The following is a 12887-nucleotide window of genomic DNA, read 5'->3' as shown; positions in this document are numbered from 1 at the left end:
CGTTATTCCGCTGCTGCGCGCTCGCTGGCGCGCAGGGCCAAGAATCGTTCGGCTTCGAGCGCTGCCATGCAGCCGAGGCCTGCGGCCGTCACGGCCTGGCGGTAGGTTTCGTCAGCGACGTCACCGGCGGCGAACAGGCCGGGGACGGAGGTCGCGGTCGAGTTCGGGGCGACCTCGACATAGCCCGACGGTTTCAGCTTGATCTGGTCCTTCACGAGCTCCGTCGCCGGCGCGTGGCCGATGGCGATGAAGACGCCATCGGTCTTCAGGTCCGTCAGCGCGCCAGTCTTGACGTTCTTCAGGCGCAGATGGGTGACCTTGCTCGGGTTCTCGGTGCCGCAGATCTCGTCGACGGCCGAGTCCCAGACCACCTTGATCTTCGGGTGATTGAACAGACGTTCCTGCAGGATGCGCTCGGCGCGGAAGTGATCGCGACGATGCACGATGGTGACCTGCGAGGCGTGGTTGGTAAGGTACAGGGCTTCCTCGACCGCGGTATTGCCGCCCCCGACCACCACGACGTCCTTGTTGCGGTAGAAGAAGCCGTCGCAGGTGGCGCAGGCCGATACGCCGCCGCCCTGGAATTTCGCCTCTGAGGGCAGCCCGAGCCAGCGCGCCTGCGCGCCGGTGGCGAGGATCACGGTATCGGCGAAATAGACGTTGCCGGAGTCGCAGGTGAGGCGGAACGGGCGCTGCGCGGTCTCGAGCTTGGTCACGAGATCGGTGACGATCCTGGTGCCGACATGGACCGCCTGCTTCTCCATCTGTTCCATCAGCCAGGGACCCTGGATCACGTCGGCGAAGCCCGGATAGTTCTCGACGTCGGTGGTGATGGTGAGCTGGCCGCCCGCCTGCATGCCCTGGATCAGAATTGGCTCAAGCATCGCGCGCGCGGCGTAGATCGCCGCGGTGTAACCGGCGGGGCCGGAGCCAATGATGACGACTTTTGCATGAACAGGAGCGGACATTTCGATGGACGCCTTTCACGGGGGATTTGCAGCGCGGGCGCGGAACGTGCCGGGAGGCCTCGCGGAGGCGCTGAAATATCAGAGCTAATCTAAGCCTTCTGGTGAGCTATGCAAGAATTGCATTCCCTGTCGGCGGATTTTTCCAACAAGGAACAAAAGTCGATTGCGCTGCACGCGCAATAAAATTGCTGATTTGGCACAGACTGGGCTATGAGGATTGCGACAGACCCACCCAATACCGCCATTAAGGCCAGGAGTTCCAATCACGTGTCGCGGAACCTAGACGAGATCGACCTGAAAATTCTCGCTGAGATCCAGGCGGACGGTCGAATCACCAATGTCGAACTCGCCAAGAGGGTCGGTATTTCGCCGCCGCCATGCCTGCGTCGGGTCCGCGCGCTCGAGGAGGAGGGCTACATTCACGGCTATCGCGGGCTGCTGGATGCGCGAAAGCTCGGCTTCGATGTCACGGTGTTCGCGGCGGTGCACCTTTCCAGTCAGGCGGAGGCCGATTTGCGCGCCTTCGAAGAATTCGTCCGCGCCGAGCCGCTGGTGCGGGAATGCTGGATGCTGTCGGGCGAGGTCGATTTCATCCTGAAATGCGTCGCTCCTGACATGGCGACCTTCCAGGATTTCGTCACCCACCTGACTGCCGCGCCGCACGTGCGCAACGTCCGGACGTCGCTGGTGCTGCACAATTCGAAGTATGAGGCGGCGGTGCCGCTCGACGTGAAAGGACGGCGGTAGAAGCGAAGGGTCACCGCCGCATCGCGTCCACACTGATCGGACCGCTGCCCGCCGCGGCGAGGAAGAGACAGGCGAAGCACAGGACGATCGCCAGCGCGCCGTCGTTGACGACGGGAAAGAAGCTGTGCGGCAGGTGCTCGATGAAATAGGCGAAGGCCATCTCACCGGAAAGGATGAAAGCCGCCAATCGGGTGAAGAGGCCGATCATCAAGAGACCGCCGAGCACGAACTCGAACATGCCGGCAACGCCCCAGAGCGACAACGGCGTGACCTCGGAAAACATCTCCACCGGCGGAAACTTGAACAGCTTGGCGACGCCATAGTGAAAGAACATTAGCCCGGTGATGAAGCGGAAGAGGCTGAGCAGATAAGGCTGGCTTTGCGCGGCGATGCGATCGATGTCCATCGTGTCCTCCCTCGCTCTGACGGCGGCGCCGAGCATGACGGAGGACGCTGCAGTTCACAATCGCGCGCTGGAGACATCGCGAAACAAAAAAGCCGCGCAAGCTGCGCGGCTTTTCAGGGCAGCTCTTGCGGGGTGGATTACCGCCACTCCACCTTGGTGATCTCGTACGCCTTGGCGCCGCCGGGAGCGTTGACCTCGACGGTCGAGCCTTTCTTCTTGCCGATCAGCGCACGCGCCAGCGGCGAGGTGATGGAGATACGGCCCTTCTTGGCGTCGGCCTCGACCTCGCCGACGATCTGCCACACCGCCTTCTTCTCGGTGTCCTCGTCGACCAGCGTCACGGTGGCGCCGAACTTGATGGTGTCGCCGGAGAGCTTGGAAATGTCGATGATATCGGCGCGCGCGAGCTTGTCCTCGAGCTCGGCGATACGGCCCTCATTGTGGGACTGCTCTTCCTTCGCGGCGTGGTATTCCGCGTTCTCGGACAGGTCGCCGTGCGAGCGCGCCTCCGCGATATGCTCGATGATGCGCGGACGGTCCTCGGACTGGCGCTTCTTCAATTCTTCCCCGAGTGCGGCAAAGCCGCTCGCAGTCATCGGAACCTTTTCCATCTCTTCTCTCGTCCTTCGGCCGCGCGCCCGCCAAAAACAGAGGGCGCGGCAACCTTGATTCGTCAGTATGTCCGGGGCTGAAAACGCCGCCCCGGAGCGTTATGTGGGTCTGGCGCCGGAACAGAACAACCGCATGGCCGGACAGTTCCTCCGGCCATTGTGGCTTCATTGCCAATCACTTAGCGGCAGCGGAGCCGCCGCTCGTGATCAGGTTTCCGAAAAGTAGCTCTGCAGGGTCCGAACCTCAAGGTCCCCGCCCAGATAGGCGCGGATGCCCTGCGCGGCCGCCACGGCCCCGGAAAGAGTGGTGTAATACGGCACTTTATGCAAGAGGGCCGCGCGCCGCAGCGATCGGCTGTCGGCCAGCGCCTGCGGGCCTTCGGTCGTGTTGAGAACGAGCTGGACGTCGCCATTGGTGATGGCGTCGACGATATGCGGCCGTCCTTCCAGCACCTTGTTTACCTTCTCCGCCGGGATGCCCTGATCGGTCAGGAAGCGCGCCGTACCCGAGGTCGCCAGCACCTTGAAGCCAAGCGAATGCAGCTGGCGCACGGCCTCGGCAATACGAACCTTGTCGCTCTCACGGACCGAGACGAACACCGTGCCCTTGCGCGGTACCCGCGTGCCGCCGCCGAGCTGGCTCTTGGCGAATGCCACCGCGAAGGAGCGATCGATGCCCATGACCTCGCCGGTCGAGCGCATCTCCGGACCCAGCACGGTGTCGACGCCTGGGAAGCGGGCGAACGGAAAGACCGATTCCTTCACGCCGACATGCTTGAGGTCCGCCTTCTTCAGCTTGAAGTCGGCGAGCTTCTCGCCGGCCATGACGCGCGCGGCGATCTTGGCGACCGGCGTGCCGATCACCTTGGCGACGAACGGCACCGTGCGTGATGCGCGCGGATTGACCTCGAGCACGTAGATATCGCCGTCCTTGATGGCGTATTGCACGTTCATCAGGCCGACCACGTCGAGGCCGAGCGCGAGTTCGCGCGTCTGCCGCTCCAGCTCCTCGATCATCTTGGCGTCGAGCGAGTGCGGCGGCAGCGAGCAGGCGGAGTCGCCGGAATGGATGCCCGCTTCCTCGATGTGCTCCATGATGCCCACGATGAAGGTGTCCTTGCCGTCGCAGAGGCAGTCGACGTCGATCTCAGTGGCGTCGGACAGATAGCGGTCGAACAGCAGCGGGTTCTTGCCGAGCACAGTATTGATCTGGCCGGTCTTGTCGTTCGGGTAGCGCGCCTTGACGTCGGCCGGCACCAGTTCCGGCAGCGTGCCGAGCAGATAGTCGTTGAGCTGGTTCTCCTCGCGGATGATCTGCATCGCGCGGCCACCGAGCACGTAGGACGGGCGCACCACCAGCGGCAGGCCGAGATCGGCAGAGACCAGGCGGGCCTGCTCGACCGAATAGGCGATGCCGTTCTTCGGCTGCTTCAGCCGCAGCTTGTCGAGCACGCGCTTGAAGCGATCGCGGTCTTCCGCAAGGTCGATTGCGTCGGGCGAGGTACCGAGGATCGGAACTTCGGCGGCTTCGAGCGCGCGCGCGAGTTTCAGCGGAGTCTGGCCGCCGAATTGCACGATCACGCCATGCAGCGTGCCGTTGCTGCGCTCCTTGGCAATGATCTCCAGCACGTCCTCGGCGGTGAGCGGCTCGAAATAGAGCCGATCGGCGGTGTCGTAGTCGGTCGACACCGTCTCCGGGTTGCAGTTGACCATGATGGATTCATAGCCGGCATCATGCAGCGCGAAGCAGGCATGGCAGCAACAATAGTCGAACTCGATACCCTGGCCGATGCGGTTCGGGCCGCCGCCGAGGATGATGACCTTCTTCTTGTCCGACGGTGTGCTCTCGTCGGCCGTGCTGCCTGCAAACGGCGACTCATAGGTCGAGTACATGTAGGCGGTGGGCGAGGCGAATTCGGCCGCACACGTATCGATGCGCTTGTAGACCGGACGGACGCCGAGTGCGTGACGCTTCGCGGTGACCTCCGCCTCCGTCGTCTCGGCAAGCACCGCCAGGCGCGCGTCGGAGAAACCCATGGTCTTGAGCGTGCGCATGCCGAAGGCATTGCTGGGCAGGCCGTGTTTTCTGACCTTCTCTTCCATGTCGACGATGCCGCGCATCTCGCCGAGGAACCACGGATCGATCTTGCAGGAGTTGAAGATGTCCACGTTCGACCAGCCGAGCCGCATCGCCTGCGCGACCTGGAGAATGCGGTTCGGCGTCGGCGTGCCGAGCGCGGCGCGGATCGCGTTCTTGTCGTCGTCTCGACCCAGGCCCTCGATCTCGATCTCGTCGAGGCCGGTCAGCCCGGTCTCGAGCCCGCGCAGCGCCTTCTGCAGGCTCTCCTGGAAGGTGCGGCCGATCGCCATGACCTCGCCGACCGACTTCATCGACGTCGTCAGCGTGGAGGATGCGCCGGGGAATTTCTCGAAGGCGAAACGCGGGATCTTGGTCACCACGTAGTCGATCGTCGGCTCGAACGAGGCCGGCGTCGCACCGCCGGTGATGTCGTTGGCGATTTCATCGAGCGTGTAGCCGATCGCGAGCTTTGCCGCGACCTTGGCGATCGGGAAGCCCGTGGCCTTCGAGGCCAGCGCTGACGAACGCGACACGCGCGGATTCATCTCGATGACGACCATGCGGCCGTCTTCCGGATTGACGCCGAACTGCACGTTGGAGCCGCCGGTCTCGACACCGATCTCGCGCAGCACCGCCAGCGAGGCGTCGCGCATGATCTGGTATTCCTTGTCCGTCAGGGTCAGTGCCGGAGCGACGGTGATGGAGTCGCCGGTGTGCACGCCCATCGGATCGAAGTTCTCGATCGAGCAGACGATGATGCAATTGTCCTTCTTGTCGCGCACCACCTCCATCTCGAACTCTTTCCAGCCGAGGACGGATTCCTCGATCAGGACTTCATTGGTGGGCGAGGCGTCAAGGCCGCGCTCGATGATGTCGAGGAACTCTTCCTTGTTGTAGGCGATGCCGCCGCCGGTGCCGCCCATGGTGAAGGACGGGCGGATGATCGCGGGCAGGCCGATCTCGGACAGCGCCATCATGGCCTGGCCGAAGGCGTATTCCTGGTAGCGCTTGCGGCGGTCGCTCTCGCCGAGGGTCCATTGCCGGTCGAGCTCTTCGAGCGCTGCACCCGACAGCTTTTCGCGCTCGGCGTGGTATTTGTCGCGGAAGGACTTCTTCAGCTCGGAGGCGTTGGCGAGACGCGACTTCGGCGTCTCGAGCCCGATCTTGGTCATGGCCTCGCGGAACAGCTGCCGATCCTCGGCCTTGTCGATCGCATCAGCGGTCGCGCCGATCATCTCGACGTCGAACTTCTCCAGCGTGCCCTGCCGGCGCAGCGATAGCGCGCAGTTCAGCGCGGTCTGTCCGCCCATGGTCGGCAGCAGCGCGAAGCCGCCGGGAATGACGTGACGTTCCTTCTCGATGATCTTTGCGACGATCTCGGGCGTGATCGGCTCGATATAGGTCGCATCGGCCAATTCCGGATCGGTCATAATCGTGGCCGGATTGGAATTGACGAGGACGATGCGGTAGCCCTCTTCCTTCAGCGTCTTCACCGCCTGCGTGCCCGAATAGTCGAACTCGCAGGCCTGGCCGATCACGATGGGACCGGCGCCGATGATGAGGATGGTGGTGATGTCTGTACGTTTGGGCATCAACTCTCGCCGAAGTCGGATTTGGGCACAAAAAAAGGGCGCGCTGCTGCGCGTCCCTTTGGCCGAGAGCGCGGTGGTCTCCCTCGCGCGCGGGTGGGTCTTAGACCAGTTTTCGGGGCGGCGAAACCCCGAAAAATGCCCATCAACCGGCAATTTTGACGGGTTTTGGCCGCGCCTGCCAGCCCCGGGCGAGATGCACCAGAAGCGAGGCCGCAACGCTCGATCCGCCGATCCAGCCGAGGTCGTTCGGCGAGAGGGTGGCCAGCACGGCTCCGCCTAAGGCACCGCCAATGGCGAAGCCGAGATACATGGCGGAGGCGTTGAGCGAGAGCGCGATCATGGAGGCCTGAGGCTCGATCCGGATGATGCTGGCGATCTGGGCCGGATAGAACGCCCAGCCCGAGAGGCCCCAGAGGAAGATCGCGCCCAGCACCGCATAATGGGCCTCTCCGGGCATCAGTTTCAGGACCAGCGAATGCAGGATGAGGGCGCTCGCCATGCCGGCAAGCCCGAGAGTCGCGGTCGTGAGTGTTCCAAGCCGGTCCGCCAGAATGCCGCCCAGCATGTTCCCGATCGCGGCCGCGCCGCCAAACACCAGCAGTGCCAGGCTGATCTGAGAGGCATCGAAGCCCAGGCCGCGCAGCGGGACCGCGAAATAGGTGAACACGGTGAAGCCGCCGAGCGCCCATAGAATTGTGATGACAAGCGCGATCACGACATTGCCGTGGCGCGCCACTGCCAGCCGATCGCCGAGCGAGGCTGTGTTGCGCGGCAGGCCGCGGGGCAGGCCGAGCAGGAGGCCGGCGAGTGCAACGGTGCCGATCATGGCCACCATGGCGAAGGTCGCACGCCAGCCCAGCCAACTACCGACGAGGTTGCCGAGGGGGACGCCGATGACGGTGGCGACCGTGAGGCCTGAGGTCACGAGTGCCACGGCACGGCCGCGCCGTTCCGGCGAGGCGACCGCCACGGATACGGCGAGCGCTGTCGGCATGCACAGGCCGGAGCCCAGCGCCATCAACATGCGCGAGGCGAGCAGCAGGGCGTAGTTCGATGCCACCATCGCCGCGAGATTCCCGGTGATGAACGTCACCAGGGCGAGCGCGAGCACGGTGCGGCGGTCGATATTGTTCAGCGCCACCGCCAGGATCGGCGAGCCAACGGCATAGGTGAGGGCGTAGGCGGTGACCAACTGGCCAGCGGCAGAGACTGAAATCGAGAGGTCGTTGGCGATCGAGGGCAAAAGCCCAGCAATGACAAAGCCTTCGGTACCGATCGCGAAGGCCCCCAGGGCCAACCAGAATACGCTCATGCGACGAGGATCCTTATGTTCAATGTTTATTGAACTATCGAACGCGGTGATTTGGGAGTCAATTGGTTCAAGAACTATTGAACATTTCCACTGCGCCGTTATGATTCCCGCATCATGAGCCGCACGCCTCCCCACCCCACGCGAGAGCAGATCGAGCTGCCGCTGGTCCTGGATTGTCTGAGCGATCCGATCCGGTTGGCGATCGTGTATCAGCTCGCGCAGCAGGAACGTGTCAGCAACGAGCTTTGCTGCGGCGACTTCAGCGGCCTCGCCGGCAAGTCGAACCTCGCCTATCACTTCGCCAAGCTGCGCGAATGCGGCCTGATGCTGACGCGCGTCGCGGGCACCAACCGCTTCATGCGGCTCCGCCGCGAGGATCTCGAGGCGCGCTTTCCCGGCCTGCTTGATGCTGTGATCGGCTCTGCGGCGAAGGATGCCAGCCGGCTTCAGCTTATCGCGGAGTGTGATGTGGTGGAGGCGGGGTGAGCAGCGGATACAATCCGTCTTCGCTTGCGCGGCGCTTCGGCTACGCCGGGCACGCTGCGCCCCTGCGGGTCCTCGCGTGGCTGCGCCACGCGTAGCCCCGAAGGGGCGAAGCGTGGAGACCCGGCCTGGATTTGAACCAGGATGAAGAGCAATGCACTGCTCTCGCGTAGACGCTTCCGCCACCGGGCCACAGCGATCATGTCCGATCGCGCTGCGACAAGCCACCTCAGGTAGTCGTTATGCTTAACGCACCAGAGGCGGCCGCGCGATCAAAGTCATGCGCCAGCGGTTGTGGCCGATATTGGTGTTGGCACGCTGGGCCGCGAACCCTGCTGTCTTCAGCTTGGTTGTGATCTCGTCCTCGCTGTAGCGTTGAAGGCCGACGCGCGTGCGCAGATGACGGTAGTCTGACAGTGCGGTGCTGACGAGCCCAATCAGCGCGTCCTTCAGGAAGCCGTGACGCAGGCCGAATGCCAGCAGCGCCGCCACGTCGCGCCCCATGCCGACGTGAGGCTGAAGGATATCGCCGAGCACCAGCTTGCCGGACGGCTTCAGGATGCGCCTGACATTGATGAGCGCGGCATCGAGCTCCTCGGATGTCATGTACTGCGCGACCGAGTTCATCACGACCAGGTCGATGGACTGATCCTGCATCTTGCGGACGTCGTCGAGCGAGCGGACGCGGATCTTGGTGTTGGGTGCAAAGCGCGCGATCAGCCGGCCGCGCACGCCGGGCGCGGGCTCGGCCAGGATCAGCTGGCCGCAGGCAGCTGCCACCTGGCTCGCCGACAGCGCCTCGCCGCAGGCATAGTCGAGCACCGTCGCCTCGGGCGAGGCGATGTAGCCGATGATGTCCCGCGCAATGATCTGGAAGTGCAAATCGCGATGCAGCTTGCTGACATAGATCGTATGCGTCGAGTCGTAATAATCGATCCAATCGTCCATGATATTCCCGCCCGGCGGTTCCTCTCTAGGAACCGCACTGCCCGCCTTGCGTTAGGGGTGCGACGGCGCGCCGTCAATGTCCGCGTCCTAACAGGAAGGTTTCCCGTGAGCAAAGCCCCCAGCAAGGTCTCGCCCGATCTCGACACCCCCACCGATCTGCAGCCCCAGGCGGTCAACAAGGTTTCCGAGGCGCTCAACGTGCTTCTGGCCGACGCGTTCGCGCTGTACCTCAAGACCAAGAATTTCCACTGGCATATCAGCGGACGCCATTTCCGGGACTATCATCTCCTGCTCGACGAGCAGTCTGATCAGATCTTTGCCACGACCGATCAGCTCGCCGAGCGCGTCCGCAAGATCGGCGGCACCACGCTGAAGTCGATCGGGCAGGTCGCCAAGCTCCAGACCATCAAGGACAACAACGAGGATTACGTTCCGCCGCGCGAGATGCTCCGCGAGCTCATGCAGGACAACAAGCATGTCGCCGGCGCGATGCGCAAGGCGCACGAAGTCTGCGACGATGCCGGCGACGTCGCCAGCGCGAGCGTCCTCGAGGTCTTCATCGACGAGACCGAGCGCCGCACCTGGTTCCTGTTCGAAGCCACCCGCCAGGAAGGCGGCAACGAGGCGTAGGCACACTGTCGCAGGTGCGCAGAGCGAAGCGTGCCCACCAAGAGTATCGTGCCGATAGATTTGGTGGGCACGGCGCAAGCGCGCCTTTGCTTACCCTACCGCACCGGCGTTGTTGCTACCGCCACAGCCGCATCAACGCGCCGTGCTTACCCGTCACCGGATCGGCCGGCGGCAGTGCAACTTTCGGAATCGTCTTCAGCGCCTTGGCATGGTTCTCCGCCGTCGCGCGCGTGATCTCCATCTTCGCGCCCGGCGGATAAGCGCCGATCACGCAGAAATCATCGCTTGCCTCCAAGCACTGATGCCCGGTGCCGGCCGGCAGGATCGCGACATCACCGGCCTTGATCTCCAGCTCCTGACCGTGATTGCCGCCGAAGCGAACGCGGGCATGGCCGCGCGCGACGCCGAGCACTTCATGGACGGTCGCGTGGTAGTGCAGGTAGTCGTAGACGCCGTTGCGCCACGTGCCGCCCCAATTGTTGGTTTCGAACAGGTTTTCGATCGTCTCCTCCGGCTGCTTCGGATCGAGCGTCAACGCACCCTGGTAGATCAGGAAGGGCAGAATGTTGTTCGGCACGAGCCCGTCATCCTCGAAGGCGATGGCGAGCGGTTCGGCATAGTCGCGGACGACGGACATGGCAGGGCTCCAGCAGCAATCCAGGAAATCAAGATGGTGCGAGCGCCGTTGTTCCTGAGCTCACATGCCGGCTTGACGAAGATCAAGGCACAGGCGGCGATCCGAGGGCACGGATCTCAAAGGAAAGAGGGATGGAACGCCATGTACGCTTCGGATGTTGCGCAGCGCCATTTTTCAGCGGCCATCGACGAGGCCGAGGCGACCGGCCTTGGGCACGAAGCCGTCTGCCGCGCCTTGCTCAGCCTCGTGATCTCGAAATATCTGGAAACGAGGTCCGTCGCCGACATTCAGGCGGAGCTGCGCTTCATCGCCGAGAACTGCGATCCCGATACGGACTTCATGTTCATGCGTCCGTGACGGTGCATGGCCGGCGGGGTCGTCCGCCGGCGTCTTGAGCTTACGCGCTCTTCTTCTGCCGCATCAGATCGGCGAAACGCTGGAACAGATAGTGCGAGTCGCGCGGTCCCGGCGAAGCCTCGGGATGGTATTGCACCGAGAACACCGGCTTGCCGTCGAGCTGGATGCCGCAATTGGATCCGTCGAACAGCGAGATATGGGTCTGCGTTGCGCCCTTCGGCAACGTCGTCTCGTCCACGGCAAAGCCATGGTTCATCGAGGTGATCTCGACCTTGCCGGTGGTCTCGTCCTTCACGGGATGATTGGCGCCGTGATGGCCCTGGTGCATCTTCTTCGTCTTCGCGCCGACAGCGAGGCCGAGCATCTGGTGGCCGAGGCAAATTCCAAACGTCGGCGTGCCCGACTTGATGACGTCCTGGATCACAGGCACCGCGTATTTGCCGGTCGCGGCCGGATCTCCCGGGCCGTTCGACAGGAACACGCCGTCCGGCTTCATCGCCAGGATGTCTTCGGATGAGGTCGTCGCGGGCACCACCGTCACCTTGCAGCCGACGCCGGCGAGCAGGCGCAAGATGTTGCGCTTGATACCGTAGTCGATCGCGACGACGTTGAACTCCGGCTTCTCCTGCCGGCCAAATCCCTTGTCCCACAGCCAGGGCGTCTCGTCCCAGGCGAAGCGCTGGCCGGAGGTGACCATCGGCACGAGGTCCATGCCTTCGAGGCCCGGCCATTCGCGGGCCTCTTCCTTCAGGCCATGCAGGTCGAACTCGCCGTCCTTGGCGTGCGCGATCACTGCGTTGGGCATGCCCTTGGAGCGGATCAGCGCAGTCAGCGCGCGGGTGTCGATGCCGGAGAGGCCGATGATGCCGCGGGCTTTGAGCCAGGCGTCGAGGTGCTTGGTGGCGCGGTAGTTCGAGGGACTGGTGATCGCGGTGCGCAGGATCACGCCGCGCGCGCCGGGCGTCGCGGCCATGTTCACCGTCTCGATGTCTTCCTCGTTGGTACCGACGTTGCCGATATGCGGGAAGGTGAAGGTGATGAGCTGGCCGGCATAGGAGGGATCGGTGAGGATCTCTTCATAGCCGGTCATCGCGGTGTTGAAGCAGACTTCACCGACGGCTTGGCCTTCGGCGCCAAGACCAAAGCCTTCGAGCACCGTGCCATCGGCAAGCACGAGGAGCGCGGTCGGTTTATGGTCCGGCCAGGCGATATCGTTTTCATGTTGTGTCATGAGCCCGCTTCATAAGGCCCCCACGTGCGCCCGTCAAAGCAGGAAACGGCGGATTCACATGCGTTTTTGCATATTTGACAGGCCCCCTCAGGCACTTAAGCTTGGCTGAATAATTTCCGCCAATTCCAGGGGCTTGCGAGGCAATAATGGACCAGACGACCCCGATCGTGCTGGTTCCGGGGCTCGCCTCCTCGGCCCGGATCTATGCCCCGGTGATCCCGGCGCTCTGGCGCTTCGGCCCGGTGATGGTTGCCAACCATATTCGCGACGACAGCATGGCGGCGATCGCCGCTCGCGTGCTGAGCGAGGCGCCGCCGCGCTTCGCGCTCGCTGGCCATTCCATGGGCGGCTATATCGCGCTCGAGATCATGCGCCAGGCTCCCGAGCGGGTGGCGAAGCTTGCCTTGATCAACACCCAGGCGAGGCCCGACAGCCCTGAAGCGACCGCGCGGCGCCTGGGCCTGATGGAGCGGGCGAAGCGGGGCGAACTTCGCGCCGTTCGCGAGGAGAGCTTTCCGGAGCTCGTGCATCCGTCGCGGCGCGATGACGCCGACCTTCTGAAGCTCGTGCACGCGCAGGACGAGGATGTCGGCGTCGAAGGCTATCTGCGCCAGCAGACCGCGATCATCGCGCGGGTTGATTCACGGCCAACGCTGGCGACCATCAGATGCCCGACACTGGTGCTGACGGGCGATCAGGACAACACAATTCCCAACGCCTTCTCGAAGGAGATGGCGGAAGGTATCACCGGTGCGAAGCTGGTCGTGCTGTCCAATTGCGGGCACCTGCCGCAGCCGGAGCAGCCCGAGGCGACGACACGGGCGCTGGTCGAATGGCTGGGAACCAAGGTTGTCTCCGGGCCGCGAACGGCCTAGATCAGGCGTC

13 protein-coding genes and 1 tRNA gene are annotated in these 12887 nt (G+C 63.8%); 5 read left to right on the top strand and 9 right to left on the bottom strand.

The features are described from left to right. Positions 1-2 precede the first annotated feature (2 nt). A complete protein-coding gene (gene trxB / locus ACWAT4_RS34485; RefSeq protein ID WP_449729192.1) occupies positions 3-968 on the bottom strand; it encodes a thioredoxin-disulfide reductase in 966 nt (321 codons plus the stop codon). A gap of 267 nt (positions 969-1235) precedes the next feature. On the opposite strand from trxB, the gene ACWAT4_RS34480 reads away from it, so the two are divergent. Then, a complete protein-coding gene (locus tag ACWAT4_RS34480; RefSeq protein ID WP_027534298.1) occupies positions 1236-1715 on the top strand; it encodes an Lrp/AsnC family transcriptional regulator in 480 nt (159 codons plus the stop codon). A 10-nt stretch (positions 1716-1725) separates the two neighbouring features. Here the strand turns inward: ACWAT4_RS34480 and ACWAT4_RS34475 are convergent, their stop codons facing one another. From ACWAT4_RS34475 to ACWAT4_RS34460, 4 genes are all read right to left on the bottom strand, one after another. Continuing rightward, positions 1726-2121, bottom strand: a complete 396-nt coding sequence (locus ACWAT4_RS34475) for a DoxX family protein (protein WP_249149310.1) — start codon at positions 2119-2121, stop codon at positions 1726-1728. 137 nt (positions 2122-2258) lie between these two features. After that, positions 2259-2732, bottom strand: a complete 474-nt coding sequence (greA, locus tag ACWAT4_RS34470; RefSeq protein ID WP_212236205.1) for a transcription elongation factor GreA — start codon at positions 2730-2732, stop codon at positions 2259-2261. Between the two features lie 207 nt (positions 2733-2939). Further along, entirely contained in the window at positions 2940-6404 is a 3465-nt protein-coding gene (carB, locus tag ACWAT4_RS34465) for a carbamoyl-phosphate synthase large subunit (RefSeq protein WP_212427346.1), read from the bottom strand. Between the two features lie 142 nt (positions 6405-6546). After that, positions 6547-7716 (bottom strand): MFS transporter, encoded by a 1170-nt coding sequence (locus tag ACWAT4_RS34460; protein ID WP_212296979.1) that lies wholly within the window; start codon positions 7714-7716, stop codon positions 6547-6549. Positions 7717-7830: 114 nt separating this feature from the next. On the opposite strand from ACWAT4_RS34460, the gene ACWAT4_RS34455 reads away from it, so the two are divergent. Beyond that, the gene (locus tag ACWAT4_RS34455; RefSeq protein ID WP_212296978.1) at positions 7831-8202 is read left to right on the top strand and encodes an ArsR/SmtB family transcription factor; all 372 of its coding nucleotides are present in this window, start codon (positions 7831-7833) and stop codon (positions 8200-8202) included. Positions 8203-8315: 113 nt separating this feature from the next. Here the strand turns inward: ACWAT4_RS34455 and ACWAT4_RS34450 are convergent. Continuing rightward, a tRNA-Ala gene (locus ACWAT4_RS34450) sits at positions 8316-8391 on the bottom strand. Between the two features lie 54 nt (positions 8392-8445). Continuing rightward, positions 8446-9147 (bottom strand): class I SAM-dependent methyltransferase, encoded by a 702-nt coding sequence (locus tag ACWAT4_RS34445; protein WP_449729191.1) that lies wholly within the window; start codon positions 9145-9147, stop codon positions 8446-8448. A 105-nt stretch (positions 9148-9252) separates the two neighbouring features. Here ACWAT4_RS34445 and ACWAT4_RS34440 point away from each other — a divergent pair, with 105 nt between their 5' ends. Continuing rightward, positions 9253-9777 (top strand): Dps family protein, encoded by a 525-nt coding sequence (locus ACWAT4_RS34440; protein WP_212296976.1) that lies wholly within the window; start codon positions 9253-9255, stop codon positions 9775-9777. 115 nt (positions 9778-9892) lie between these two features. Here the strand turns inward: ACWAT4_RS34440 and ACWAT4_RS34435 are convergent, their stop codons facing one another. Then, entirely contained in the window at positions 9893-10414 is a 522-nt protein-coding gene (locus ACWAT4_RS34435; RefSeq protein ID WP_449729190.1) for a hypothetical protein, read from the bottom strand. A 141-nt stretch (positions 10415-10555) separates the two neighbouring features. Between ACWAT4_RS34435 and ACWAT4_RS34430 the strand changes: the two genes are divergently transcribed. Continuing rightward, complete coding sequence (locus ACWAT4_RS34430) at positions 10556-10771, top strand: hypothetical protein (RefSeq protein WP_212296974.1); 216 nt, start codon at positions 10556-10558, stop codon at positions 10769-10771. Positions 10772-10811: 40 nt separating this feature from the next. Here ACWAT4_RS34430 and carA read toward each other — a convergent pair whose 3' ends face one another. Continuing rightward, complete coding sequence (carA, locus tag ACWAT4_RS34425; protein WP_449729189.1) at positions 10812-12002, bottom strand: glutamine-hydrolyzing carbamoyl-phosphate synthase small subunit; 1191 nt, start codon at positions 12000-12002, stop codon at positions 10812-10814. 146 nt (positions 12003-12148) lie between these two features. Between carA and ACWAT4_RS34420 the strand changes: the two genes are divergently transcribed. Next, positions 12149-12877 carry an alpha/beta fold hydrolase gene (locus tag ACWAT4_RS34420; RefSeq protein ID WP_449729188.1) on the top strand — a complete coding sequence of 243 codons (729 nt, stop codon included), beginning with the start codon at positions 12149-12151 and terminating at the stop codon, positions 12875-12877. Positions 12878-12887 lie beyond the last annotated feature (10 nt).

It is taken from the genome of Bradyrhizobium sp. T-1 (assembly GCF_053592855.1).
This window is presented reverse-complemented; position numbering and strand designations above follow the sequence as displayed.

What these genes read in the sequence shown, in the direction of transcription:
- trxB (WP_449729192.1), bottom strand. Translation starts at nt 968, where the DNA reads ATGTCCGCTCCTGTTCATGCAAAAGTCGTCATCATTGGCTCCGGCCCC.
- ACWAT4_RS34475 (WP_249149310.1), bottom strand. Translation starts at nt 2,121, where the DNA reads ATGGACATCGATCGCATCGCCGCGCAAAGCCAGCCTTATCTGCTCAGC.
- greA (WP_212236205.1), bottom strand. Translation starts at nt 2,732, where the DNA reads ATGGAAAAGGTTCCGATGACTGCGAGCGGCTTTGCCGCACTCGGGGAA.
- carB (WP_212427346.1), bottom strand. Translation starts at nt 6,404, where the DNA reads ATGCCCAAACGTACAGACATCACCACCATCCTCATCATCGGCGCCGGT.
- ACWAT4_RS34460 (WP_212296979.1), bottom strand. Translation starts at nt 7,716, where the DNA reads ATGAGCGTATTCTGGTTGGCCCTGGGGGCCTTCGCGATCGGTACCGAA.
- ACWAT4_RS34455 (WP_212296978.1), top strand. Translation starts at nt 7,831, where the DNA reads ATGAGCCGCACGCCTCCCCACCCCACGCGAGAGCAGATCGAGCTGCCG.
- ACWAT4_RS34445 (WP_449729191.1), bottom strand. Translation starts at nt 9,147, where the DNA reads ATGGACGATTGGATCGATTATTACGACTCGACGCATACGATCTATGTC.
- ACWAT4_RS34435 (WP_449729190.1), bottom strand. Translation starts at nt 10,414, where the DNA reads ATGTCCGTCGTCCGCGACTATGCCGAACCGCTCGCCATCGCCTTCGAG.
- ACWAT4_RS34430 (WP_212296974.1), top strand. Translation starts at nt 10,556, where the DNA reads ATGTACGCTTCGGATGTTGCGCAGCGCCATTTTTCAGCGGCCATCGAC.
- carA (WP_449729189.1), bottom strand. Translation starts at nt 12,002, where the DNA reads ATGACACAACATGAAAACGATATCGCCTGGCCGGACCATAAACCGACC.
- ACWAT4_RS34420 (WP_449729188.1), top strand. Translation starts at nt 12,149, where the DNA reads ATGGACCAGACGACCCCGATCGTGCTGGTTCCGGGGCTCGCCTCCTCG.